Source organism: Exiguobacterium sp. R-17, from assembly GCF_049913315.1.
Lineage (GTDB): Bacteria > Bacillota > Bacilli > Exiguobacteriales > Exiguobacteriaceae > Exiguobacterium_A.
In genome coordinates this window covers 1,908,460-1,933,525 of the sequence record NZ_CP184372.1, presented here as the reverse complement: position 1 = coordinate 1,933,525, position 25,066 = coordinate 1,908,460, and the positions used below count along the sequence as shown (strand labels likewise).

Below are 25,066 nucleotides of genomic sequence, written 5' to 3'. Positions count from 1 at the left end.
CCCTCATTATTTTTGGATGCGGAGGACAATAGGATGTGGCTTTACTTAGGGATTGCTGCTTTACTCGTTGGAATCGACCAGTTGACGAAATGGATCGTCGTTCAAAATATGACGATCGGTCAAGCGATCACAGTCATTCCGGATTTCTTTTATCTCAACTCGTATCGGAACCGTGGCGCCGCATGGGGAATGCTCGAAGGTAAATTCGGCTTCTTCTTCTTCGTCACGATTATCGTCGTCATTGGATTGATTTACTTCCTCTACAAGGAAGGCACGAAAAATAAGGTATTTGCTTGGAGTATCTCGCTACTACTTAGTGGTGCGATCGGAAATTTCATTGATCGAATGGTTCGAGGAGAAGTCGTTGATTTCTTCCACTTCTTCCCGTTCGGCTATAATTTCCCGATCTTTAATGTCGCAGACGTCTGTTTGACGTTTGGTGTCATCACGATGCTGATTAGCGTCATGTTCGAAGAACGGTTGACTAAGAAAGGAACGATGGATAAATGAATGAAGTAGAAACATGGTCCGTACAAGCGGATGGAGCGACAGGGCGCATTGATAAGTGGCTCGCAGATCAAAATGAATGGTCGCGTTCGCAAGTACAGGAATGGTTAAAAGCGGGACGCGTCGAAGTCGATGGTCGTGTCGTTAAACCAAACTATAAATTATCGGGAACAGAATCGATTGCCGTTCATATCCCGGAAGCGGTAGAACTTGAGATTTTACCAGAAGATATCCCGCTTGAGGTCGTCTACGAGGACTCAGATGTCATTGTCGTCAACAAACCAAAAGGAATGGTCGTCCACCCAGCTGCAGGTCATGTCTCAGGGACCCTAGTCAATGCCTTATTACATCATTGTCAAGATCTCTCGGGCATTAATGGTGTCAAACGTCCAGGAATCGTTCACCGAATCGATAAGGACACGTCTGGTCTGTTGATGGTTGCTAAGAACGACTTAGCGCATGAATCACTCGCGCATCAGTTGAAAGAGAAAACGACGGAACGTCTCTACATTGCGCTCGTACACGGTGAGATTCCGCACGAGCTCGGAACGATTGAAGCACCGATCGGACGCGATAAGAACGATCGTCAACGGATGACGGTAACGGATAAGAATTCAAAATCTGCCGTAACCCATTTCCGTGTTCTCGATCGGTACGAAGGGTTTACAGTCGTGGAATGTAAACTCGAAACAGGGCGGACACACCAAATCCGTGTCCACATGCGTTATATCGGTTTCCCGCTTGCCGGTGACCCGAAATATGGTCCACGTAAGACGATGAAAATGAATGGTCAAGCCTTGCATGCTGCGGTTCTCGGCTTCGAACATCCACGGACAGGCGAATGGATGCGTTTTGAAGCACCACTCCCAGAAGAGATGACATTCGAGATTGGTCAACTGAAAAAACTTGAATTAGAGTCTTGACGTTTTTCTAATAAAACGGTAGAGTATCACCTAGAGAGCGATGCGAGACATCCTCTACTGACACTTCGGTCGTCCGAGCGATGATCCTACCAAACTAGTATCACCTTTAATCGAGTCCGGAGAGGCTGCGAAAGGGAGAACCTACCACAAACGTGCGTAGGCATGCATACAAGACGTATGCCATGATTCTGTCTTCGATGACCTTCTGCGGATTTCCGCAGAAGGTCTTTTGTATGAAAGGAGAAACTATGAAACCAGCCGTCATCTTAGATGAAGCCGCGATTGGACGCGCACTGACACGGATCGCCCATGAAATCATCGAACGTAACAAAGGCATTGCTGATTTAATGATCGTCGGAATCAAGACGCGTGGTGAGACACTCGCGCGCCGCCTTGCGAAGCGGATCGAACAGATCGAAGGAAAGCCGGTCTTACTCGGTGTCGTCGACATCTCAATGTACCGAGATGACTTGTCAAAGCGAAGTTTAGAGCCAGAAATAAAAGGATCTGATCTACCGGAAGACATTACCGGAAAAATCGTCGTCCTCGTTGACGATGTGCTCTACACAGGACGCACCGTCCGTGCCGCGATGGACGCACTCGTCGACCACGGAAGACCGAGTATGATTCAACTCGCTGTCCTCGTCGATCGTGGGCATCGAGAGTTACCGATCCGTCCAGATTTCATCGGCAAGAACGTTCCGACGTCACGTGACGAGCAAGTCGTCGTCGCGCTCGCTGAAGTCGACGAAGCCGATCAAGTATTCATTAAACGCTAAAAATCAAAACCTTTAAGGTGGTCCAGAGAGACCAGAAAGGGAGTCATCCATATGGCAAAACATGCCGCAGTACTTGATGTACAAGAAGTACCTACTCACCCTCTAAATTGGCTGATGCTCAGCCTACAACACGTCTTCGCGATGTTTGGTGCGACCGTGCTCGTCCCACTCTTAACGGGACTCAACACATCGGTTGCACTCGTCGCAAGCGGAGTCGGCACACTGATTTTCCTCGCCGTCACTCGCTTCAAAGTACCCACATATCTTGGTTCTAGTTTTGCCTACATCGCCCCGATCATCGCCGTCAGTGAACGGTGGGGTGTCGAGGACGCCTTAATCGGCGGAATGGTCGCTGGACTCGTCTACGGACTTGTCTCACTTCTCATCCGTTACACGGGGGCTGCTTGGTTGCTTCGCTTACTCCCGCCTGTCGTCATCGGTCCGGTCATCATGGTTATCGGGTTATCGCTTGCCCCGACCGCTGTCAACATGGCGATGAACGGAGCGGACGGTAAGTACAACGGACTTTACTTCCTCGTCGCGATGGTCACGCTCGGTGTCACACTTCTCGCAATGACGTATTTAAAAGGAATGTGGAGCACGATTCCGATCCTGTTCGGAATCACGGTCGGTTATCTCGTTGCGGCATCGGTCGGAATCATTGACTTCAAACCACTTCAACAGGCAACGTTCTTCCACGTGCCGGACTTCACGATTCCGTTCTTGAATTACACACCATCATGGAATACAGCTGCCTTGCTTCTGATCGTTCCCGTGACGCTCGTCACACTGACGGAGCACATCGGCGAACAAAAAGTGACATCACGGATCATTGGGCGCGAGACGCTCCTTGATCCAGGGATGCACCGGACAGTACTTGGCGACGGAATCGCGAAGACAGTCGCTTCGATGCTTGGTGGACCACCGGTTACGACGTACGGTGAGAACAACGGCGTCATGTCGATCACACGGGTCTACAGTGTCTTCGTCCTAGGTGGGGCAGCGGTTCTTGCTATCAGCTTCGGATTCCTCGGATATGTCGAAGGATTCATCAAGACGATTCCTACACCAGTCATGGGTGGCATCAGTATTCTCTTATTCGGAGTCATCGCGTCAAACGGTCTCCGGACACTGACGGAAAGTAAGATCGACCTTGCTGATAAACGGAACTTGACGATCACAGCTGTCATTCTTGTCACGGGAATCGGAGGGGCCGCCTTGAAAATCGGGAACTTCTCCCTCGAAGGTATGGCACTGGCGACGATCCTTGGGATCATCCTGAATCTGATCCTTCCGAAAACGACGGAACAGGTCGAAGAAACAGTTGAAACAACGGAAAACTCTACAACTCAATCTGTAGCGAACAACTTTTAAGACGTTCCGAGAGAACGATAAAGTGAAGGCCATGAAAAGATGCAGGGACTCCTCTGTCTTCTTTCGGCGCACCTTCACTTAGAAGGTGCGCCTTTTTCATGACCTGAAGGAGTGAAATACATGAAAACGATCTTGCAAACCCGACATTTCGTCAATTTAGAAAGCTTATCCATAACGGAGATCAATTCGTTGATTGAACGTAGTCTCGCTTTTAAACAAGGCGAACCGGCACCAGACTTTTCCGACAAGACACTCGTCAATCTGTTTTTTGAAAACTCGACGCGGACACGCTCTTCCTTTGAAATGGCAGAGCATCGTTTGAACATGCATCTACTGCCGTTTGAAACAGCGACGTCATCCGTGCAAAAAGGGGAGACGTTACACGATACGTGCAAAACACTCGAAGCGATTGGCGCCGATGGATTGGTCATTCGTCACGGTGACACCGGTTATTATGAAGAATTGATTCAGACACTCGATATTCCGATCATCAATGCAGGAGACGGGAGCGGACAGCATCCATCGCAGTCCTTGCTTGATTTGATGACAATGGTCGAGACGTTTGGAACGATTGTAGGAAAAGTAGTCGTCATCTGTGGGGATTTACAACATAGTCGTGTCGCTCGGTCGAATGCCGATATCTTAAAACGACTTGGCGCCATCGTCTATGGATCAGGGCCACGCGAATGGTATGACGAAGCGATGGGAATACCGTATCTTTCAATGGACGAAGCAGTTGAACAGTGTGACATCTTGATGTTGCTTCGAGTCCAGCACGAACGGCATGACGGAACGACACGGTTTGATCCAGATGTCTATCACGTCACACATGGATTGACGCATGAGCGGATGAATCGACTGAAACCTTCAGCGATCGTCCTACATCCGGCACCGGTCAATCGCGGAGTCGAGATTGCCGACGAACTCGTCGAACACCCGCAATCGCGGATTTTTGAACAGATGAAAAATGGTGTCTTTGCGCGAATGGCGATTCTGGAATGGTGCTTTTCGATGAAAACAATCAAAGGAGACGATGCAGATGACAACACGAATTGAAAATGCGAGATGGTACGAGGCTGGAAAAGTTCGAACAGGGGATATTCGAATCGAAGCTGGAAAAATCACGGACTTAGCAGCAATACCGCAAGTTGGGGAAACGGTCATTGATGCTTCCGGATTATTCGTTGCACCAGGATTCGTCGACATCCATGTCCACCTGCGGGAACCGGGCGGCGAACATAAGGAGACAATTGCGACAGGTACGGCAGCTGCGGCAGCTGGTGGATTTACGACGATTTGTCCGATGCCGAATACGCGTCCCGTACCGGACGATCGTCAAACACTTGATGCATTGTTCCAAAAGATTGAAGAGACGGCATCTGTCCGGGTTTTGCCTTACGCGGCGATTTCAAAAAATCAACTCGGACAAGAACTCGTCGCGTTCGATCAATTAACGGATGCCGTGGCATTCACGGATGATGGTGTCGGGGTCCAGACGGCAGCCGTCATGCGAACGGCAATGCAACATGCAGCACGGCTCGGGAAGACGATTGTTGCCCACTGCGAAGATGATTCGTTAAAAGCAGGATGTGTGCACGAAGGAAACTACAGTCGACGGGAAGGTTTGCAAGGTATTCCATCGCTTTCTGAGAGTATCCACATCGCACGTGATGTCCTGATTGCAGAAGAAACCGGCTGTCATTATCACGTCTGTCATGTCTCGACGAAAGAATCCGTTCGCGTCATTCGTGACGCCAAACGAGCAGGGATCCGAGTGACAGCAGAAGTCACACCGCACCATCTTGTATTGATCGATGAAGACATATCGAATCAGGATCCGAACTTTAAAATGAATCCACCACTGCGGAGTGAGGCAGATCGCCAAGCATTGCTCGAAGGATTAGCAGACGGAACGATTGATTGCATCGCAACGGATCACGCTCCTCATGCAGCAGAAGAGAAGGCACTCGGTATCGAACGCGCCCCGTTTGGCATCACAGGATTCGAGACAGCATTCCCGCTCCTCTATACGAAGCTTGTCGCTGAAGACAAGATGACACTTGAGACACTGATTCGGAATTTGACGGACAAGGCAGCAGCGATTTTTGAACTACCTTACGGGAAACTCGAAGTGGGAGCGGAAGCAGACTTAGTCCTGCTTGATCTAGAGACGGAGCGGACGGTTTCACCGGAACGGTTCCGTTCAAAAGGTAAGAACACACCGTTCGCAGGAGAACGGTTAAAAGGATTCCCGGTCATGACGCTCGTCAAGGGAGAAATCGTATTCAAGGAGGACATAGCACATGCGTAAACGGACACTGGTGTTAGAGGATGGTATGACGTTTGAAGGAACGGCGTTTGGATCGGACACGACAACAACAGGAGAGGTCGTCTTCCAAACCGGAATGACTGGTTATCAAGAGATGCTATCGGATCCATCTTACTGTGATCAGATGATCGTGCTGACGAATCCGTTGATCGGCAATTACGGAGTCAATCGAGAAGACTATGAAACGACGCGTCCACTCGCTAAAGCATTGATTGTCCGCGAACATTGCCAAACACCGTCGAACTTCCGGAGTGAGATGTCGCTCGATGCAGCTCTTCGAGATCTTGATATTCCAGGATTAAGTGGAATCGATACGCGACAGTTAACACGACATATCCGCTCGAAAGGCGTCATGCGCGGCCGACTCGTTGATGGAGAGTTCGACCTAGAAGAGGAATTAAGCCACCTGCAAGATGCACCAATCGAGACGAATCAAGTCAAACGTGCTTCAACGGAACGGGCGTATATCATCCCAGGAGCTGGACCACGAATCGTTCTCGTCGACTTCGGAGCGAAGCTCGGAATCGTCCGCGAACTTGTCAAACGCGGCTGTGAAGTTGTCGTCGTACCATACGACGTGAGCGCAACGGAAGTCTTACGCTATCGTCCAGACGGTGTGATGCTGTCGAACGGACCAGGGAACCCAAAGGATGTCCCGACAGCGATTCCGCTGATTCAAGAATTGACAGGGAAAGTCGTCATCTTCGGAATTTGTCTTGGGCACCAGTTGATTGCACTAGCACATGGCGCGGATACGTTCAAACTGCCATTCGGTCACCGGGGTGCGAATCATCCCGTCCAAGATATCCGGACAGGTCGCGTCGACATCACGTCGCAAAACCATGGATATGCCGTCGATGAACAATCATTGCAACATACAGTGCTTGAAGTAACGCATCTCGCAATCAACGATGGAACGGTCGAAGGCATCCGTCATACGTCAGCATCCGTCTTCTCCGTCCAGTATCATCCGGAAGCATCACCCGGTCCAATGGATGCGAACGGTCTATTCCAACAGTTTTTAGAAGAAATCACGAAACAACAGGAGGTCTCTCATGCCTAAACGTCAAGATATCCAGAAGATTCTCGTTATCGGGTCCGGTCCAATCGTAATCGGACAAGCCGCTGAATTCGACTACGCAGGAACACAAGCGTGTCAAGCCTTAAAGGAAGAAGGATATGAAGTCATCCTCGTCAACTCGAATCCAGCGACAATCATGACAGATCCAACAGTTGCTGATCGTGTCTACATCGAGCCTCTTCAAGCAGAGTTCGTTTCGCGGATCATCCGGAAGGAACGACCAGACGCCTTACTTGCGACACTTGGCGGTCAGACGGGTCTGAACTTGGCTGTTGAACTAGATCGTCTTGGTGTCCTAGCTGAATACAATGTCGAGTTGCTCGGAACGAAATTATCAGCAATCGAAGAGGCAGAAGATCGTGATTTGTTCCGTCAACTGATGTTTAGACGCGGACATGGCGTACCGGATAGTGAAATCGTGCATTCGCTCGAAGAAGCACAACAATTCCGACAACAGATTGGTCTACCAATCATCATCCGTCCAGCATATACACTCGGAGGAACGGGTGGTGGAATCGCCCATACACCGGAAGAGTTCACGCGAATCGTCGAAGGGGGACTCAAGGCAAGTCCGGCAACACAAGTACTCCTTGAAAAATCAATTGCTGGGATGAAAGAGGTCGAATTTGAAGTCATGCGTGATGCAACGAACCAAGCCATCATCGTCTGTGCGATGGAAAACTTCGATCCGGTCGGTGTTCATACCGGAGACTCGATCGTCTTTGCTCCGACGCAAACGTTATCGGATCGCGATTATCAACTGCTACGTAACGTCTCGCTCGATATCATTCGCGCACTCGGTATCGAAGGTGGATGTAACATCCAGTTCGCGCTAGATCCGACGAGCTTTGACTACTATGTCATCGAAGTCAATCCACGTGTTTCCCGCTCGTCCGCACTTGCTTCAAAAGCGACCGGTTATCCGATCGCAAAACTTGCTGCAAAGATTGCCGTCGGGTATGCCTTATCTGAATTAAAGAACCCGATCACCGAGACGAGCTTTGCTTCGTTCGAACCGGCACTCGATTATGTTGTCGCCAAAATTCCGCGCTGGCCGTTCGATAAATTCGAAACGGCAGATCGGACGCTCGGGACACAGATGAAGGCGACCGGTGAGGTTATGGCAATGGGGCGGACGATGGAAGAGGCATTACTGAAAGCCGTTCGTTCGCTTGAAATCGGTACAGCGGATTTGTACATGCCACGCTTCATCGAAATGGCAGATGATGCTTTGCAACAAGCGATTCGCCAGGCGACAGATGATCGACTTTTCGCCTTATACGCTGGTTTTGTCCGCGGCTATAGCGTCGAACAGATTCATGCTTGGACGGCAATTGATCGCTTATTCCTCGAAAAGCTACAGCACATTTGGCAACTTGAGCAATCGGTCGCTACCGGTTTGACACCTGAACTGCTACTTCATGTGAAGCGGTATGGATTCAGTGACCCAATGCTCGCTCGGATCACAGGACAAACGGAAACAGAGATTCGCCGGATGCGTGAAGCGCAAGCGATTCATCCTGTGTATAAAATGGTCGATACGTGTGCGGCAGAGTTCGCTTCTGATACACCGTACTACTATGGAACATACGAACGCGAAAATGAGGCAATCGCGACGAATCGTTCTTCGATCCTCGTCTTAGGATCGGGTCCGATCCGGATTGGTCAAGGAGTCGAGTTCGACTATGCGACAGTCCATTCGATTCAAGCGATTCGTCAAGCTGGCTATGAAGCAATTATCGTCAACAACAATCCGGAAACCGTGTCGACCGACTTCTCGATTTCCGATCGACTCTACTTTGAACCATTAACGACGGAGGATGTCCTCGAAGTCATCCGAAATGAACGTCCGCTCGGTGTCATCGTCCAGTTCGGTGGCCAGACAGCAATCAACTTAGCTGAGTCATTAGCAGCAGAAGGTGTAAAAATCCTCGGGACATCGCTTGAGGATTTAGACCGGGCAGAGGACCGAAAACAGTTCGAAGCAGCGTTGACGGCGCTCGACATTCCACAGCCACCAGGTAAAACGGCCGTCACGGTCGAAGAAGCGGTCACGGCAGCAGCGTCACTCGGTTACCCGGTCCTCGTTCGTCCATCGTATGTCCTCGGCGGTCGGGCAATGGAAATCGTCTATGCACAAGAAGAACTGGAACATTACATGAAACACGCGGTCATCGCCTCACCGGAACGACCGGTCCTCGTCGACCGTTACCTGACAGGAATCGAACTCGAAGTCGACGCGATCTGTGATGGAACAGATGTCGTCATTCCAGGCATCATGGAGCATATCGAACGTGCCGGTGTTCACTCAGGTGACTCGATTGGAGTTTATCCGCCACAACGTGTCTCCCAAGACATCAAGGACCGGATCGTCGACTACACGACACGAATCGCCAAAGCATTCGGCATCAAAGGATTGCTCAACATCCAGTTCGTCTATGCGGACGGCGCACTCTATGTTCTTGAAGTCAATCCGCGTGCCAGCCGGACGGTGCCATTCATCTCGAAAGTGACGGGACTTCCGGTCGCGCGGCTCGCGACGGACATCATTCTCGGTGAAACGCTCGCTTCTTACGGGTTAACAAGTGGTGTCCTACCGGAAGAATCGCTCGTCTCGGTCAAAGTACCGGTCTTCTCGTTTGCGAAGCTTAAAGAAGTCGACCCGACGCTCGGACCGGAAATGAAATCGACCGGAGAAGTCATTGGAACAGACCGAACACTTGAAAAAGCACTCTACAAAGGATTGCTTGCTTCGGGGATAGCGATTCCAGAACACGGTCGTGTTCTCTTGACGGTCGCAGACCCGGACAAAGCAGAAATGACGGATCTCGCACGACGCTTTGCCTCACTTGGATTCACGTTGCTTGCGACGGAAGGAACGGCAGCGTACTTGACGGAGCAAGGGTTACCGGTTCAGACGGTCGGTAAAATCGACTCGTCTTCCGAATCGATGCTCGACGTGATTGAAAAAGGGGAGATCGAGTATGTCATCAATACGATGAGTCGCGACTCACAAGTCACGAAAGACGGCTTCATCATTCGCCGGGCAGCAGCGGAGAATCAAGTCGTTTGTCTAACATCACTCGATACGGCGGAAGCGATTCTACGCGTCATCGAGAGTCGCTCGTTCGAAGCGAGTGCGATTCAAGCCTTCACACACGAAAAGAAAGTGGTGATCCAATGAAGCAACTCTTGACGGTCGTCTCTCGACGAACGGTAGCTCAAGGCGCGACAGAACTCGTCTGTCGCCTCGAGCAACCGCAGGACATTGCGCCGGGGCGATTCATGCATCTACGCGTCGGTCCACTCTTACGCCGACCGATCTCGATTGCTCGGGTCGATCGTGATCTGATTACGTTTCTTTTTAAAGAAATCGGACAAGGGACAGCAGAACTAGCTTCCTTGCGTCCCGACGACAAAATCGATGCCCTCGGACCACTCGGAAACGGTTTTCCGATCGACGCCATCAACCGAGATCAACGGGTCGTTCTCGTTGGTGGAGGGATTGGGGTACCGCCGCTGTATGAGACGATGCGCCAACTTGTCGCGCGTGGTGTGACGTGTGAAGCGATTCTAGGATTTGATACGGCAACGAGTGTCTTTTACGAAGCGGAATTCCAAGCACTTGGTAAGACGACGGTCTCGACGGTTGATGGAACGCATGGAATGAAAGGGTTCGTTACGGTTGCCTTACATCCGGAAAGCTATGATGTGTTACTCGCTTGCGGACCAGAGCCGATGTTGCGGTCACTCCAGCAACAACCGATTGAGCATAAGTATCTCTCCATCGAAAATCGAATGGGGTGCGGCATCGGTGCTTGTTTTGCCTGTGTCTGTAAAACACCAACAGGCGGGTACGTCAAGACTTGTTCCGATGGTCCAGTCTTTCGGGCAGAGGAGGTCGTATTATGATGGAACGATTACGTGTCGAGTTGCCAGGACTTTCCTTGAAAAACCCGATCATGCCGGCATCTGGATGTTTTGGATTCGGTGAGGAATACGCGAAGTTATATGATCTATCAGAGCTTGGGGCAATCATGATTAAAGCAGCGACGGGCGAAGAACGTTACGGAAATCCGACGCCGCGTGTCGCGGAGAGTGGAATGGGGATGTTGAATGCAATCGGTCTCCAAAATCCGGGTGTCGATGGTATCTTAACGAAAAAACTACCGTTCCTTGAGACGTTTGATACAGCAATCATTGCGAATGTCGCCGGATCGACACCAGAAGAGTATGAGCTTGTCGCAGAAAAAATGAGCCGTCACCTTGGCATTCATGCATTGGAATTAAATATCTCCTGTCCGAACGTCAAATCAGGTGGAATCCAGTTCGGAACGGATCCGTTGCTTGCCGCTGAATTAACGCGTCGAGTCAAACAGGTCTCGACCAAACCGGTTTACGTTAAGCTTTCACCGAATGTCACTTCAATCGTCGAGATGGCACGTGCCGTCGAAGCAGCAGGTGCAGACGGGCTGACGATGATCAACACACTCGTTGGGATGCGAATCGATGTCCGAACGGGACAGCCAATCCTTGCCAACCGGATTGGTGGATTATCCGGTCCATCCATCAAGCCAGTCGCGATTCGGATGATTCATGATGTCGCACAAGCTGTCTCGATTCCTATTATCGGGATGGGTGGCGTGATGGAAGTCGATGACGTCTTAGAAATGATATACGCTGGGGCTTCCGCTGTGGCCGTCGGTACCGCAAACTTCGTCAATCCATATATCTGTCAAGAATTAATCCAGCAGTTACCGGATCGCATGGATGAACTCGGCATCGACCATATTTTAGACATCAGGGGGAAAGCATATGAATCAACTTTACATCGCGCTTGATTTTCCGACCGAAGCAGAAGCGTTTTCGTTCCTCGAACAGTTCGAAGAGACACGACCAGCCGTAAAAGTTGGGATGGAATTATTTTATGCTGCAGGGGGATCGTTCGTCCAAAAACTCGTCGAGCGTGGGCACGCTGTATTCCTCGATGTCAAAGTCCATGACATTCCAGAGACGGCGCGCCGGACGATGCGCATCATCGGGCAATTAGGTGTTGAATTGACGAACGTCCATGTTGCCGGTGGGAAAGAGATGATGATCGCAGCGCGAGAAGGACTTCGTGAAACGAATGCTAAGACACAACTAATCGGCGTGACGCAGTTGACATCGACGGATGAAGCGATGTTACGCGACTTAAAGGTTGAAGGAGCGATGCCAGCAGTCGTTCGTGAGTATGCGCAACTGGCAGAAGCAGCCGGACTAGATGGTATCGTCTGTTCGGCGCTCGATCTTCCTGAACTAATCGAAGTTTGCCGAACGGACTTCCGTTTTGTCACACCAGGTATTCGTCCTTCTAGTAATGAAGCAGATGATCAAAAGCGAGTCGCGACCGTTCTTGATGCGCGTCGAAATGGAGCGACGGATTTAGTGATTGGTCGCCCGATTACACGTGCCAAACAACCAGAACAGGTCTATCAGGCGTTACTCGAAGAATGGAAGGGGCAATTATCATGGTAAATCCAATTGCAAATGCATTACTCCATATCAAAGCCGTCACGTTATCTCCAAACGATCCGTATACGTGGGCGAGTGGGCTCCGTTCTCCGATCTATTGCGATAATCGGTTGACACTTTCGTACCCAAAAGTCCGCTCTTTGATTGCCGATGCCCTCGCTGAGAAAGTGAAGGATTTAGGAATCGAAGTCGTTGCCGGAACAGCGACAGCAGGTATTCCTCACGCGGCATTCGTCGCGGAACGATTAGGGTTACCGATGGTCTACGTGCGTAGTGGCAGTAAGAAACACGGGAAAGGTAATCAAATCGAAGGTGTTATTCAACCAGGCCAACGCGTCGTCGTCATCGAAGACTTATTATCAACGGGGATGTCTGCGATCGAGGCAGCGGAAGCACTCCAAGCAAAGGGAGCGAACGTCATTCGGATTCAAGCGATTTTCTCTTACGGGATGGAACGCTTGAAGAACAATCTCCGAGACGCGAAGATTGACGCGGATGCATTATTGACGTTCGAAGCGTTACTCGAAACGGCACAACAACAAGGGGATATCACGGTAGAAGAACAGGAACAATTGGCAGATTGGTCGAAGGACCCAGTTGCTTGGAGCGAACGTTTTACCGCAAACGTGTAAAAACAGATAGATTCCGTCGGACGACCTACGATTTCTAGTGAATGATTTGGTACACTATAGAAATAAAGGAGGTCGTCGACTATGGTGACGCATTATCGTGATTATGAACAATTCAAAATGGTCGTCCTCCCGTTTCTGCTTGAACGTCCAGATACGCATCAGTTGATTCTAGGTATATTAGAACGTGGGGATGAACCGCTCTTGATGGCAACGGCACAAGAAGGCGATCATCGTCTCGTCATATTGCAAACGATACCGGAGCAAGTCATCGTCGCAGGGGATATGTTCTCGCAAGAAGGGATTCGAAAGCTTGCGCGAATTCTGGATAGTCCAGGATTCGTCGGAGAACAGGCCATCTTAGCGCCGCTTTTACTCCCACATTCCATGTATGAGGTACATATGGAACAAGGGATGTATGCATTGACGAAGGTCGAGATGCCACATGTTCCGGAGAACGTCGTCTTCCGACCGGTTTCGAACGATGAAGGACAACAAGCCTTAGAATTTGCGTCCGGATTTTTATATGAGGTCGAAACGCGTCCATCTGATCGACAGCTTACGCAACTCCATCAGTCAATGACGCGACACATTCAGCAAGGAAGCTTGTTCGGATTGTTTAGCGGAAATACGCTCGTAGCGATGGCGGCAGCGACACGTCCCACGCAAACTGGGATTACGATTTCTTATGTCTATACGCCGAAAAAACTACGTGGGAATGGATATGCTTCTTATCTTGTCGCAAAACTATCTGAACACCTCCTACAGTCTTATCCGGTCGTGACGCTCTATACCGATTGGTCGAACCAGACAGCGAATAAAATCTATCAGCATGTCGGTTTCGAGTTAGTCGGACGATCCTTACATATCAAAAAACAAGAACGCTACCGGTGAACATGGCTGATGCTTTTTCAGTCAACGTTCAGGAATTAAAAAATAGAGTACGACAGCAGCCGACCGTCCTATTATCTAAGGACAGTCGGCTGTTTTGTGCCGCGGCAAGTATTAGTTAAATTTAGCGATGATTTTACCACGGACGTGACGTTCAGATAGACGTTGTAATCCTTTGACGATGTCCGCTGCTGGAATCTCCTCTGTGACGAGTGGATCGAGTTCTTTCGTTGCGACGAGTTGTAATAATTCACTTGCCATATGACCAAGGTTTCGGATCGCGCGGTCATCTTCGCTTGCATAAGCAGCCGCAAGTGCTACTTCATGGATCGAAGGGGAGAGCGTGAATGGCTTGACGACCGATTGATCAGGACCGCCGGCGATGAAGGCGAGTTGACCCGAGAAGGCAAGACGTCCGAGATCTGCTGTTGCTTCATTTCGACCGACCGTATTGAAAATCAAGTCAGCGCCGCGATCATTCGTCCAATCGCGAATGACCTCGGTTACATTTTCTTTTTTGTAGTCGATGGCAAGATCGGCACCGAGTCGCTTGACCCACTCATGGTTTTCCGTTGAAGCAGTCGTCGCGACCTTAAGACCCAGGCGTTTTGCGAGTTGAATGCCGATGCCACCCACACCACCTGCACCAGCATGGATGAGAATCGTCTCTTTACCTGTCGTATTCATCTTTTGGACGATCGCTTCATAAGCTGTCATGCCTGCGCAAAGAATCGCAGCGGCTTCAGCGAATGAGACGTCTTCTGGAATCGGGGCAAGAGCACGTGTATCAACAAGTACGTATTCAGCAAAAGCACCATCGCGTTGCAGGTTCGTATGAATCGCTACACGATCGCCGATTTTCACTTCTGCGCCGGGTCCGATTTGTTCGACGACACCCGCTAGGTCAACGCCCGGAATATGCGGGAACGTCCAAGCTGGATTTTTGGTTGCCTTATAGTCGACGGGATTCAGTGCGACCGTCTTGACGCGAATCAAGGCTTGTCCTTCTCCTGGCGTCGGTGTCTTGACCTCTTCGAATGTCCATTGATCAATGGCTGTACCTGAGTGGTTTAACCATGCTTTCATGTTTAATAAGCTCCTTTCGAATACGTGAGTTAATATGAGTGAGAGTAAATTTCGACGAGATTACCAAATGGATCCTCACAGTAGACTATCCGGTAAGGTTTGTCTCCTGGATAGTATTCGCAGATCGACATCCGTTGTTTACCGCCGTGAGGACGATTTTTTCGACGAACCCTTCGACATCTGGGCCTTGAACCGTATAATGCAAGATACCTGTTTCAGGAATTCGCAATTACTCTCGGATTGTTCATTGTTCGGGAATTCAAACAACTCGATGTCGATGCGATCATCTGACGCCATGTGGGCGATCCGGAACTTGTCCCATCATGTACCAAAGACGTCTGTGTACATGACACCGATGGTAGAATCATCTTCGAGGACATCAAATGGTTCCATGATAATATACCAGTCCTTCATCTCTTGATAAAAACGAACAGCTTCGTCGAGATTCGGCACGGAAAGACCGATGTGCGAAAAATTATATGGATACGTCATGTCTAACACTCTTTTTGCAAAATGATTTAAGCATACTTTAACCTGCGCTACACTCCATTTCATAGTACGCACTTTGAAGTAACGACTTTGGGGGAGAGAACAACATGTCGACTGAACAATTTCCGGTCAATCGGGAGCTCGCCATCATCGGCGGAAAATGGCGTTCACAATTATATTGCACGTTAGAGAAAGATACGAAATATTTTTAAGTTACAACGTGCCATTCCCGGGATTTCTCGGAAAGTCTCGACTGATCAGTTGTAGGAACTTGAACGACTCAAAATAATTGAGCAGATTGAGTATGATGAAGCCGTTCTGCACGTCGAATACAAATTGACAGAGGCGTCATTTACACTACAACCGGTTATGAAAGGTTTATGTGCATGGGGGGAAGGGAATCAATTATCCGAATCCTAATCGAGAGGCAGTGAACTAGATGAAGCTAACTTATCATGGACAGTCAACAGTAACGATTGAAACGAATGGTCACCATCTCGTCATCGATCCCTTCTTTAGTGGTAACGATAAAGCGACGACGAATCCCGATGACGTCAAGGCGGACTTCATTCTTTTGACGCATGCGCATGCCGATCATATGCTTGATGCAGAGCGGATCGCGAAAGCAACGGGGGCGACGATCATCGCTACGCATGAGTTGGCAACGTATTTAAGCTTCAAAGGATTGAATGTCCACCCGATGAACCTTGGCGGACAGTTTGAATTCTCGTTTGGTAAAGTAAAGATGACACAGGCATTCCATTCATCAAGCATCATCGATGAAGAGAAACAAACCATTACGTATATGGGGATGCCGGCTGGATTCTTGCTGACAATCGAAGGCAAAGAAATCTATCACGCAGGCGATACGGCACTGTTCGGGGATTTAGCCCTTTATGGCGCTCATCACGCAATCGATTTAGCCTTCTTACCGATCGGTGATAACTTCACGATGGGTCCGGATGATGCGTTGATCGCTGCAGATATGTTGCAAGCGAAAGCAGTCGTACCGATCCACTACGATACATTTGATTTAATCAAACAAGATGCGAACGCATTCTGTGAACAAATTGAAGCGCAAGGTCAAACTGGTCATTTACTCGCGATCGGCGAGTCACTCGAATTATAATCCGTTCTTAAGCAAAGGAGAGGAAACGTCAAGGTTCCTCTCCTTTTTGTCGATTATTCTTCTGGAATATCTGTAGTTCATCCGATTATGCTTCCTTCTTCCGCCCGATGGCGAAACGGTGAACTTCTTCTATGATAAGAAGGGGCTGTTGACAGCCGATTCAGATATTCGGAATAATGGTAGACATGAGATGGAGGGACTGACATGGAAGAGCATAACAGTAGGAGTGTGCGGAAACGAAAACAATCGTCGTTCACACGCTTAAAAAATAAACAAAAACAAAAGATGGATGCACGGTTGAACCGCATTGGAGAAAAAGGACCAGTGAAGCGACCGCTTTATTTATACGGTGGTGTCGTTCTCGGACTTGTCGTCATCTATTCGATTACATTGCTCGTCTCAACGGAATTGTTATCGCGCGGCGAAACATTCAAGACGACGAATCGCTATAAGTCTCTCGCCATCGAGGCACCGCACGCAACGGTACAATTCGTTCGAAGCACAGACGGAAACGTCCAAATCAAACTCGTCGATAGTGCATCGAGTGGAAAACGACTGAAAATCAGTACATCGACGAATACGGTAACGGTGACAGGACGAGATGGTTGGCTGTCTCGACTCGGCAATCGTCCGAGCGAAAAAACAGCAGACTATACGATTCAAGTGGGACTACCGAGTTATATGAACCGTGTCGATGTCGATGCAGGAACACTTAAAGGAATGGGCATCTACGCAAAAACGATCGAGATGGACGGAGAAGCAATGAGTCTCGATAAAGTAAAAGGTGATGAGATTACACTGAATGCAACACGTGCGATTTCCATCAAAGAGATGGATGCCGTCCATGCGCAAGTGATAGGTGAAAGTGTTTCTCTTGCGGAATATGTGGCGAAGTTGAGTCTCGACGTCACAACGATTGACGGCGCGACGAAGCTAAAACCAAATAAATCAGCCGGTACGATTACGATTGACACAGGAGGCGATATTAAAGCCTCTGACCGATATACGAAACAAAAGAATAAGGATGAGACAATTTATGAACTGTCGAAACAAGAAAAACCGGAAGTGACAGTCAATAGTGAAGTCGGGCAGGTGACGCTCGAGTGAAATTAAAGTTTCGGATTGGACTACGAACGGTCAAGACCGGTATCGCGGTAGCTCTTGCGCTTAGTATCTCCTGGTATGTGTTCGATATTTATTCGGGAATGGGGGCTGTCGCAGCAATTGTTGCCATGCAACCGACGATTCATCGGTCGTTTAAAATCGTCTTCAACCGGATTTTCGGAACAGTACTTGGATTAATGTGTGGTCTTGCGATTGTTGCGACACTTGGGGCGAATCCGCTGACGATTGGACTCGCCGTAATTGTCTCGCTCGTCCTTAATTCGATGATTGGAAGAACGGATATGTCGACGTTCGCGGCCTTTGCCATCGTGTTGATGTTCGAGAGTCCGACCGCCGACTACGTCCACTATGCATTATCACGTTCGTTGTTGACTGTCGTCGGTGTGTTATCTGCTGTCCTCATCAATTACATCGTCTTCCCGCCACATTATGAGGATCGTTTACTCTTGCTTGTCAAAAAAACGACGCAACAGTTGATGGAAGATTGGCGGAGTCTTGTGCAAGATGATACGAGGCTGCTTGCCGTTCGGAAACAAATTCTCAAACATGAAGAAATGATGTTGATGCTTCAAGAAGATCAAAAATATCCATTGATGGCAAGCGGTCAAAGTGAAGCGTTCATCCGACTGAAGGAGCTTGTCGATCTTGAAGACAAGTTGCTCGTCTTGCTTGAAAGCATTGCCAGTCATCGGGATATCCCGATGACAGAAGAACAGGAAAAGACGCTCGGCCAGGAAATTGATTTCTTACTCAGCCATCATTACGATGTCATCTTCTCCCACGAACGAAAACAAGCGATGTTCTCATTCGATCAAGAATTAAGCGAGGCGAAGGATATCATCCATGGGCATTTGCTCGATTACCGGGAACAGTTAGAAAAAATGAAGTGAAGATGAAAAAGCGCTGTCTCTCCTAAGTGATATTTAGGAAAAACAGCGCTTTTTTGTGTAGCGTCATTGACGTAAGGATTGGACGACATCTGGATCAGGTGTGACGTAAAGTGTCGTTTGATCCGTATAGATGACGAAGCCGGGTTTTGCACCACTCGGTTTTTTGACATATCGTAACTCCGTAAAATCGACCGGGACTTGGCTCGATTCACGTGCTTTCGAGTAGTAGGCGGCAACAATCGCTGCTTCTTTTAACGTTGTCTCATCCGGTGCATCACTTTGAATGATGACGTGCGATCCTGGGATATCCTTCGTGTGTAACCACGTATCGGACCGACGTCCAAACTTGAACGTCGCGTAATCATTTTGTTTATTGTTCTTTCCGACGAAGAATGGAAGGCCGGTCGAAGAACGATATTCTTCGAGTTGTGGGAGTTGTGGTTTCTTTTTCTTCTTTTGTCGTTCGCGCAGATAACCTTCTTCGACGAGTTCCTCGCGCATTTCCCGGATATCTTCCGGGGATGCGACATCGAGTTGGGCAAGCAAACCTTCGAAGTACGCAATCTCGGCTTGGTTCTTCTCAAGCTGGCGCGCGACTTCGACTTTGGCGGTTTTTAATTTGTTATACCGTTTGTAATAACGCTGTGCGTTCTCGTTTGGCGAGAAGCGGGGATCAAGCGAGATCGTGATTTCAGCACCGTCTGGATCATAGTAATCGACGACGGTTGCTTCCTTCATCCCGCGTTCGAGCTGATAGAGATAAGTCGTCAGCAGTTCTCCTTTATGCTTCCATTCATCCATTCGTAACGTCGCTTCTAAATCTTTTTCGAGTTTTGAGCGCTTTAAGATATTCTTATCGTACTCACTCTTGATGAACCGTTCGAGATCGGCCGCTTGTTGTTTGACACGATCGCGGTTTGCTTTTTGATGGAAGAATGCGTCGAGGACTTGACCACTCGTCGCGAACGTCTTTTCGTCAATGATTGAACCTTCCGTTAAGCGGACCGGTGCAAAGCGTTCCTTGCCGCCTTCCATCCGTTGCAATACATAAGGACCGTTTAGTTCTTTTAAGACGTCCTGGAAAGCGGTAGCAAGATTCGTCCGGTTCGCAAGACCTGCCCGCGTGACGACTTCCTTAGCAATTTGTGGAGACAGACCACTGAAGAGACCAAGTAACTGGCGATCCAGTTTCCCAGCGTTCCAGTCGATTCGGTGGAGTGCCTTTTCGATATCTCCTGTGAGTGGATCCACTTTATCCTGTGCTGGTGGAAGTTGATAGGTCATCCCTGGCATGATCGTCCGGAATGTATTTTGACTGAGTGGTAAGTGTTTGATCGCATCGAGGATCTTATCTTGTCCATCGGTCAAAATGATGTTCGAGTGTCGTCCCATCAACTCGACATAGATTTTTTTCGCTTCCTCATCGCCAAGTTCGTTGCGGGAACGGACACGTAAGACAATGATCCGGTCGCGTTCGAGTTGTTCGATCGATTCGATGAATCCGCCTTCGACATGCTTGCGAAGCATCATACAGAAGAGTGGGGGTTCACTCGGGTTGCTGACCGCTTCCGACGTAATGTGCATCCGTGCATACATGGCATTCGCAGAGGCGAGCAACAATACGTTTTTTCGCTCGGCCCGGACCTGGAATACTAAATCCAATGTATATGGTTGGTATACCTTATTGATCCGTCCTCCGACGAGCGGTTGGAGTTCTTTGACGACGCGTGTCGTCATCAATCCGTCAAAAGCCATACGATTACCTTCTTTCTTGATTTCGTTCTCACTTTCTAAAGGTAACAGAAATGGCATCGTTATGGTATGATAAAGCAGTCGAGCTAAAAAAGATGACTTGCGAACTTCCTATCTCTACTGCTAATATGAAACAATGTGAAGTTTGTGAGATGGAGGGGTTTTGAAGTGATTTTCAAAGAGCGTGGCTTATTACTCGTATTATCTGGTCCAAGTGGTGTCGGAAAGGGAACGGTCTGTCGTGCCTTGCGCGAAGATCAGGATAACGATCTGCATTACTCGGTATCCTGTACGACGCGCCAACCGCGTGAAGGAGAAGTAGATGGTGTCCACTATTTCTTTAAATCGCGTGAAGAATTCGAAGAGATGATTGCGAACAATCAACTCTTGGAATATGCTGAATTCGTAGGGAACTACTATGGAACACCTGTCGAATGGGTGAACCAGATCCTAGATGAAGGAAAAGACGTCATTCTCGAAATCGAAGTTCAAGGGGCCATGCAGGTCAAAGAACATTTTCCGGAAGCTGTCTTCTTATTCCTTGCACCTCCAAGCCTCCAAGAATTACGGAACCGCCTCGTAGGGCGTGGAACGGAATCGGAGGAAGTCATTAAGCAACGTCTTCTCGTCGCTAAGGAAGAGATCGAGATGATGGATGCCTATGACTATGTCGTGACGAACGACGAAATTCATAAAGCCTGTGACCGGATCCAAGCGATCGTCACGGCGGAACATTGCAGTCGGGAACGTGTCGCGTCCCTATATAAAAAAGCCATGGAGGTTAAGTGATATGTTATATCCATCAGTTGATAAGCTTCAAAAGAAAGTACCGTCGAAATATACAATCGTTACAGTTGCCGCTAAGCGTGCGCGTCAAATCCAAGACGGGAAACGCGTGAAAGTCACGAACCCAAAATCGCATAAACCGGTCGGGAAAGCTTTAGAAGAGCTTTATTTCGAAGAAGTATCCGTCACGAACCAACCGCAAGACTAATTTTGAAGCAGCCACTTGTCATCGTGGCTGTTTTTTTCAATAAGGAGGACACCTACATGTTAACCAACCGAAACATTCTACTGTGTGTCGGCGGTGGAATCGCTTCCTACAAATCAGCAGCACTCGCTTCAAAGCTTGTTCAAGCAGGCGCACATGTTCAAGTCGCGATGACGCGTAATGCGCAACAATTCGTCGGTAAGACGACGTTTGAAGCACTGACGCGAAAAGCGGTCTATGATGACGTCTTCATCGAGCATGATCCGTCAAAGATCGCCCATATCGATTTAGCGGACGAAGCGGACCTGATCGTCGTCGCACCAGCGACCGCGAATTTGATTGCAAAACTCGCGCACGGGATCGCGGATGATTTCATCACGACGACGATCCTTGCAGCGACATGTCCCGTCATCGTCGCACCAGCGATGAATGTCAACATGCTCGAACATCCGGCGACAGTCCGCAACATCGAACAACTGAAGCAGGACGGTGTCCAGGTGATTGCACCGGGAGTCGGAAATCTCGCATGTGGTTGGGTCGGGAAAGGTCGTTTACCTGAACCGGAAGACTTAGTCGCAACACTCTCAACGTTCTTTGAAGAGAAGTATCTAGCCGGACGAAAAGTCTTGATCAGTGCGGGACCGACCGTGGAACGGATTGATCCGGTTCGTTACTTGACAAATGATTCTTCCGGAAAGACAGGAATTGCGCTAGCAGAGGCGGCAAGAGACGCAGGTGCCGATGTCACGCTCGTCCATGGACCACTTCGGATCGGATTACCGACCGGGATAGCGACGATTGCTGTTGAATCAGGAGAAGAGATGCTTGAAGCCATGTTACGTGATTATGAAACGCAAGACATCGTCATCATGTCCGCTGCCGTAGCTGACTATCGACCGTCTATCCAGTACGATCAGAAGCAGAAAAAAATCCACGGACCACTTCGAATTGAACTCGAAGAGACGACCGATATTCTGAAGACGCTTGGTGAGCAGAAACAACATCAGCTATTAGTCGGATTTGCGGCTGAGACGACGGATGTCGAGACGTTCGCTAAACAAAAACTCGTCCGAAAGAAAGCCGATTTCATTGTCGCGAATGATGTGTCACGATCTGATATCGGATTCGTCAGTGATGAAAATGAAGTCGTCGTTTTTGGAAAGAACGATTCCGTTACGCGATACGATCAACAATTGAAATCGACGCTCGCCAAATCGCTCATGCGCCAATTCGCGGAGGCATTGGCATGATAGCCGAAGTCATCGTTGACGTCGCAGCAGCAACGGTCGATCGTCCGTTCGATTATGCCGTTCCAGAACTCTGGCAAGAGCTGATCGTTCCCGGTATGCGCGTCGAAGTACCATTTGGTCCACGGGCGTTGCTTGGAATCGTCGTCGGAACGAAAGCAACGTCTGATCTGACGAACGTCAAATCGATCGTCCGTGTCTTAGATGAGACCCCGACCTATACACAGGAATTACTCGAGTTATCGGCGTATCTATCGGAAACGACTTTGTGTTTTCAAGCGACGGCATTGCTTGCGATGCTGCCGGCTGCCTTAAAGGTGAGTTATGATAAACTGGTCATAGTCGAGTCGGGCCCACTTCGGGCATATCATGGCAAGAAAATGAGTCAATTGCCAACGGAAGTCCAACAAATCGTCTTAACAGCGGCGAAACAAGCTGACGTGACGCTTCAACCGGTCATTCGCGAGAAAAAGACGTCTAAGATCGATAAACGGATTCGTCTTCTAGAGGAGCAAGCAACTTTTACGAAACAAGCGAGCCAACAAGCGGCACTTTACTCGTATATTCAAGAATTTCCGGATGCGCTTTGGAGTGAAGTCAAGCAGGCAACGGGCGCAACGAGCGCGACGTTGAACGCCCTCGAGAAAAAGAGCATCATTCAAGTCGAGACGATCGATGTTCGGCGAAATCCTTATGAACATCTCGTCCAAGACATCTTTGTGCCGTCCTCTTTGACGGAAAAGCAACAGGAAGCTGTCTCGGCGATTACGGCTGAAGCTGAGACCGGAACGTTTTTGTTACATGGCGTAACAGGAAGCGGTAAGACGGAAGTGTATCTTGAATCGATTCATGCACAACTCGAACGCGGTAGACAAGCGATCTTGCTCGTCCCAGAGATCAGTCTGACGCCGATGATGGTCAAACGGTTTAAACGCCGTTTCGGAGAACGGGTCGCTGTCTTGCATAGCGGTCTATCGCTCGGAGAAAAGTATGATGAGTGGCGCAAAATCGCCCAAGGCGAGGTCGATGTCGTCGTCGGTGCACGGTCTGCTGTGTTTGCGCCGCTGACGAACATCGGAATCATCATTCTCGATGAAGAACATGAAACAACTTATAAGCAGGAAGAGAATCCGCGCTATCATACGCGCGACGTCGCAAAATGGCGGGCAGCCTATCATCGTTGTCCCGTCGTGCTCGGAAGTGCAACACCGTTACTCGAGACGTATGCACGGGCACAAAAAGGGGTTTATCGTTACTTACCGCTTCGTGAACGATTCGGTGGGGAACTGCCTCCAGTCGACATCGTTGATATGCGTAAGGAACTCGAACGGGGCAATCGTACGCCGTTCAGCCTCGCGCTAGTCGAAGGCATCAAAGAACGCATCGAACGTGGGGAACAGACCGTCTTACTCCTGAACCGTCGCGGATATACGACCTTCGTCTTATGTCGGGATTGCGGGGAGACGCTACAATGTCCGCATTGTGCCGTGAATTTAACCTATCACCAACATGAAGATCGCTTGAAATGCCACTACTGTGGGTTTGAAGCCGCAATGCCGAAAACTTGTCCGTCCTGTGAATCGACGAAAATTCGTCAGTTCGGAACGGGTACGCAAAAGATTGAGGAAGAATTGGCACACTTGATTCCGGAGGCGCGAATCATCCGGATGGATCAGGATACGACGTCGCGTAAAGGTGCGCATGAGAAATTACTCGATGCCTTTGAACGCAAGGAAGGAAACATTCTGCTCGGAACACAGATGATCGCAAAAGGTCTCGACTTTCCGAACGTTACACTCGTCGGAGTGATTGCTGCCGATGCGACGCTTGGTATTCCGGATTTTCGAGCAAGTGAGCGCACGTTTCAGTTGATCACCCAAGTGTCGGGTCGTGCCGGACGGGGTCAACTCGCTGGTCAGTCAATTATCCAGACTTACAACCCGGAGCATTACGTCATTCAAACGGCCAAACAGCATGATTTCGAAACGTTTTATAAGCGAGAGATGCAATTGCGAAAGCTCGGTGGGCATCCACCATTTTGGTTCCTTGGTCTGATTACAGTTTCAGCAGCGCATCCGCTCGAAGCACAAGCAGAAGCGCAGCAAATCGCTTCCGAGCTTCGTGCCTTTGAATCTGAGGATTTAGTCGTCAATGGACCGTTTGATGCACCACTCGCTCGACTCAAAAATATGTACCGGCAACAGGTCTTAATTAAACATAAAGGACAGGAGGATGTCCGGACACATCTCCGTGATATCTTATCCCGTCGTCAAAAATCAAAAACACAAGTCGCGATTGACTTGAATCCATTTGTATTCATGTGAGGTGTC

23 protein-coding genes and 1 pseudogene are annotated in these 25,066 nt (G+C 49.2%); 21 read left to right on the top strand and 3 right to left on the bottom strand.

Translation table 11 applies throughout. The features are described 5' to 3' along the window. Nucleotides 1-33 precede the first annotated feature (33 nt). From lspA to ACN9MT_RS10300, 13 genes are all read left to right on the top strand, one after another. On the top strand, nt 34-510 hold the full coding sequence (gene lspA / locus ACN9MT_RS10360; protein WP_056062334.1) for a signal peptidase II: 477 nt from the start codon (nt 34-36) through the stop codon (nt 508-510). Beyond that, nucleotides 507-1,430 carry an RluA family pseudouridine synthase gene (locus tag ACN9MT_RS10355; protein ID WP_426272156.1) on the top strand — a complete coding sequence of 308 codons (924 nt, stop codon included), beginning with the start codon at nt 507-509 and terminating at the stop codon, nt 1,428-1,430. The genes lspA and ACN9MT_RS10355 overlap by 4 nt, the downstream gene beginning before the upstream one ends. 248 nt (nt 1,431-1,678) lie before the next feature. After that, entirely contained in the window at nt 1,679-2,209 is a 531-nt protein-coding gene (pyrR, locus tag ACN9MT_RS10350; RefSeq protein ID WP_035409506.1) for a bifunctional pyr operon transcriptional regulator/uracil phosphoribosyltransferase PyrR, read from the top strand. 51 nt (nt 2,210-2,260) lie between these two features. Further along, nucleotides 2,261-3,583 (top strand): uracil-xanthine permease family protein, encoded by a 1,323-nt coding sequence (locus ACN9MT_RS10345; RefSeq protein WP_290785182.1) that lies wholly within the window; start codon nt 2,261-2,263, stop codon nt 3,581-3,583. A gap of 120 nt (nt 3,584-3,703) precedes the next feature. After that, a complete protein-coding gene (locus tag ACN9MT_RS10340; protein WP_035406837.1) occupies nt 3,704-4,639 on the top strand; it encodes an aspartate carbamoyltransferase catalytic subunit in 936 nt (311 codons plus the stop codon). Beyond that, nucleotides 4,623-5,894: a dihydroorotase gene (locus tag ACN9MT_RS10335; RefSeq protein WP_426272155.1), complete on the top strand. Its 1,272-nt coding sequence runs from the start codon at nt 4,623-4,625 to the stop codon at nt 5,892-5,894. Before ACN9MT_RS10340 ends, ACN9MT_RS10335 begins: the two co-directional genes overlap by 17 nt. Continuing rightward, nucleotides 5,887-6,975 (top strand): carbamoyl phosphate synthase small subunit, encoded by a 1,089-nt coding sequence (locus tag ACN9MT_RS10330; RefSeq protein ID WP_035406843.1) that lies wholly within the window; start codon nt 5,887-5,889, stop codon nt 6,973-6,975. The genes ACN9MT_RS10335 and ACN9MT_RS10330 overlap by 8 nt, the downstream gene beginning before the upstream one ends. After that, a complete protein-coding gene (gene carB, locus ACN9MT_RS10325) occupies nt 6,968-10,177 on the top strand; it encodes a carbamoyl-phosphate synthase large subunit (RefSeq protein WP_426272154.1) in 3,210 nt (1,069 codons plus the stop codon). The genes ACN9MT_RS10330 and carB overlap by 8 nt, the downstream gene beginning before the upstream one ends. After that, the gene (locus tag ACN9MT_RS10320; protein WP_308101770.1) at nt 10,174-10,905 is read left to right on the top strand and encodes an NAD-dependent dihydroorotate dehydrogenase B electron transfer subunit; all 732 of its coding nucleotides are present in this window, start codon (nt 10,174-10,176) and stop codon (nt 10,903-10,905) included. The genes carB and ACN9MT_RS10320 overlap by 4 nt, the downstream gene beginning before the upstream one ends. Further along, nucleotides 10,905-11,834 (top strand): dihydroorotate dehydrogenase, encoded by a 930-nt coding sequence (locus ACN9MT_RS10315; protein WP_426273510.1) that lies wholly within the window; start codon nt 10,905-10,907, stop codon nt 11,832-11,834. Before ACN9MT_RS10320 ends, ACN9MT_RS10315 begins: the two co-directional genes overlap by 1 nt. Further along, nucleotides 11,809-12,510 carry an orotidine-5'-phosphate decarboxylase gene (pyrF, locus tag ACN9MT_RS10310; protein ID WP_035406852.1) on the top strand — a complete coding sequence of 234 codons (702 nt, stop codon included), beginning with the start codon at nt 11,809-11,811 and terminating at the stop codon, nt 12,508-12,510. The genes ACN9MT_RS10315 and pyrF overlap by 26 nt, the downstream gene beginning before the upstream one ends. Beyond that, nucleotides 12,498-13,139, top strand: a complete 642-nt coding sequence (gene pyrE, locus ACN9MT_RS10305; RefSeq protein ID WP_426273508.1) for an orotate phosphoribosyltransferase — start codon at nt 12,498-12,500, stop codon at nt 13,137-13,139. Before pyrF ends, pyrE begins: the two co-directional genes overlap by 13 nt. Before the next feature lie 81 nt (nt 13,140-13,220). Then, the gene (locus tag ACN9MT_RS10300) at nt 13,221-14,030 is read left to right on the top strand and encodes a GNAT family N-acetyltransferase (RefSeq protein ID WP_035406859.1); all 810 of its coding nucleotides are present in this window, start codon (nt 13,221-13,223) and stop codon (nt 14,028-14,030) included. A gap of 111 nt (nt 14,031-14,141) precedes the next feature. Here ACN9MT_RS10300 and ACN9MT_RS10295 read toward each other — a convergent pair whose 3' ends face one another. Together ACN9MT_RS10295 and ACN9MT_RS10290 are read right to left on the bottom strand one after the other, a co-directional pair. Further along, a complete protein-coding gene (locus tag ACN9MT_RS10295; protein ID WP_035406862.1) occupies nt 14,142-15,113 on the bottom strand; it encodes a zinc-binding dehydrogenase in 972 nt (323 codons plus the stop codon). A 29-nt stretch (nt 15,114-15,142) separates the two neighbouring features. After that, nucleotides 15,143-15,605, bottom strand: a pseudogene (locus ACN9MT_RS10290) (VOC family protein). A 282-nt stretch (nt 15,606-15,887) separates the two neighbouring features. Between ACN9MT_RS10290 and ACN9MT_RS10285 the strand changes: the two are divergent. The 4 genes from ACN9MT_RS10285 (at nt 15,888) to ACN9MT_RS10270 (ending at nt 18,746) form a co-directional block, all read left to right on the top strand. Next, nucleotides 15,888-16,022 carry a winged helix-turn-helix transcriptional regulator gene (locus tag ACN9MT_RS10285; protein ID WP_349677888.1) on the top strand — a complete coding sequence of 45 codons (135 nt, stop codon included), beginning with the start codon at nt 15,888-15,890 and terminating at the stop codon, nt 16,020-16,022. Between the two features lie 19 nt (nt 16,023-16,041). Continuing rightward, complete coding sequence (locus tag ACN9MT_RS10280; RefSeq protein ID WP_290775270.1) at nt 16,042-16,731, top strand: metal-dependent hydrolase; 690 nt, start codon at nt 16,042-16,044, stop codon at nt 16,729-16,731. Nucleotides 16,732-16,935: 204 nt separating this feature from the next. Beyond that, nucleotides 16,936-17,838: a DUF4097 family beta strand repeat-containing protein gene (locus tag ACN9MT_RS10275; RefSeq protein WP_426272153.1), complete on the top strand. Its 903-nt coding sequence runs from the start codon at nt 16,936-16,938 to the stop codon at nt 17,836-17,838. Beyond that, nucleotides 17,835-18,746 (top strand): FUSC family protein, encoded by a 912-nt coding sequence (locus ACN9MT_RS10270; protein WP_035406871.1) that lies wholly within the window; start codon nt 17,835-17,837, stop codon nt 18,744-18,746. Before ACN9MT_RS10275 ends, ACN9MT_RS10270 begins: the two co-directional genes overlap by 4 nt. 63 nt (nt 18,747-18,809) lie before the next feature. On the opposite strand, the gene ACN9MT_RS10265 is transcribed toward ACN9MT_RS10270, so the two are convergent. Further along, nucleotides 18,810-20,501, bottom strand: a complete 1,692-nt coding sequence (locus tag ACN9MT_RS10265) for an Rqc2 family fibronectin-binding protein (RefSeq protein WP_035406875.1) — start codon at nt 20,499-20,501, stop codon at nt 18,810-18,812. A 168-nt stretch (nt 20,502-20,669) separates the two neighbouring features. Here ACN9MT_RS10265 and gmk point away from each other — a divergent pair, with 168 nt between their 5' ends. Genes gmk through priA form a run of 4 tightly spaced genes read left to right on the top strand, consistent with a single transcriptional unit; the run spans nt 20,670 to nt 25,060 of the window. Further along, a complete protein-coding gene (gmk, locus tag ACN9MT_RS10260) occupies nt 20,670-21,287 on the top strand; it encodes a guanylate kinase (protein ID WP_174316772.1) in 618 nt (205 codons plus the stop codon). Nucleotide 21,288: 1 nt separating this feature from the next. Further along, on the top strand, nt 21,289-21,492 hold the full coding sequence (rpoZ, locus tag ACN9MT_RS10255) for a DNA-directed RNA polymerase subunit omega (protein WP_029342114.1): 204 nt from the start codon (nt 21,289-21,291) through the stop codon (nt 21,490-21,492). A gap of 56 nt (nt 21,493-21,548) precedes the next feature. Further along, a complete protein-coding gene (gene coaBC / locus ACN9MT_RS10250) occupies nt 21,549-22,739 on the top strand; it encodes a bifunctional phosphopantothenoylcysteine decarboxylase/phosphopantothenate--cysteine ligase CoaBC (protein WP_035406877.1) in 1,191 nt (396 codons plus the stop codon). Beyond that, the gene (gene priA / locus ACN9MT_RS10245; protein WP_035406880.1) at nt 22,736-25,060 is read left to right on the top strand and encodes a primosomal protein N'; all 2,325 of its coding nucleotides are present in this window, start codon (nt 22,736-22,738) and stop codon (nt 25,058-25,060) included. The genes coaBC and priA overlap by 4 nt, the downstream gene beginning before the upstream one ends. Nucleotides 25,061-25,066 lie beyond the last annotated feature (6 nt).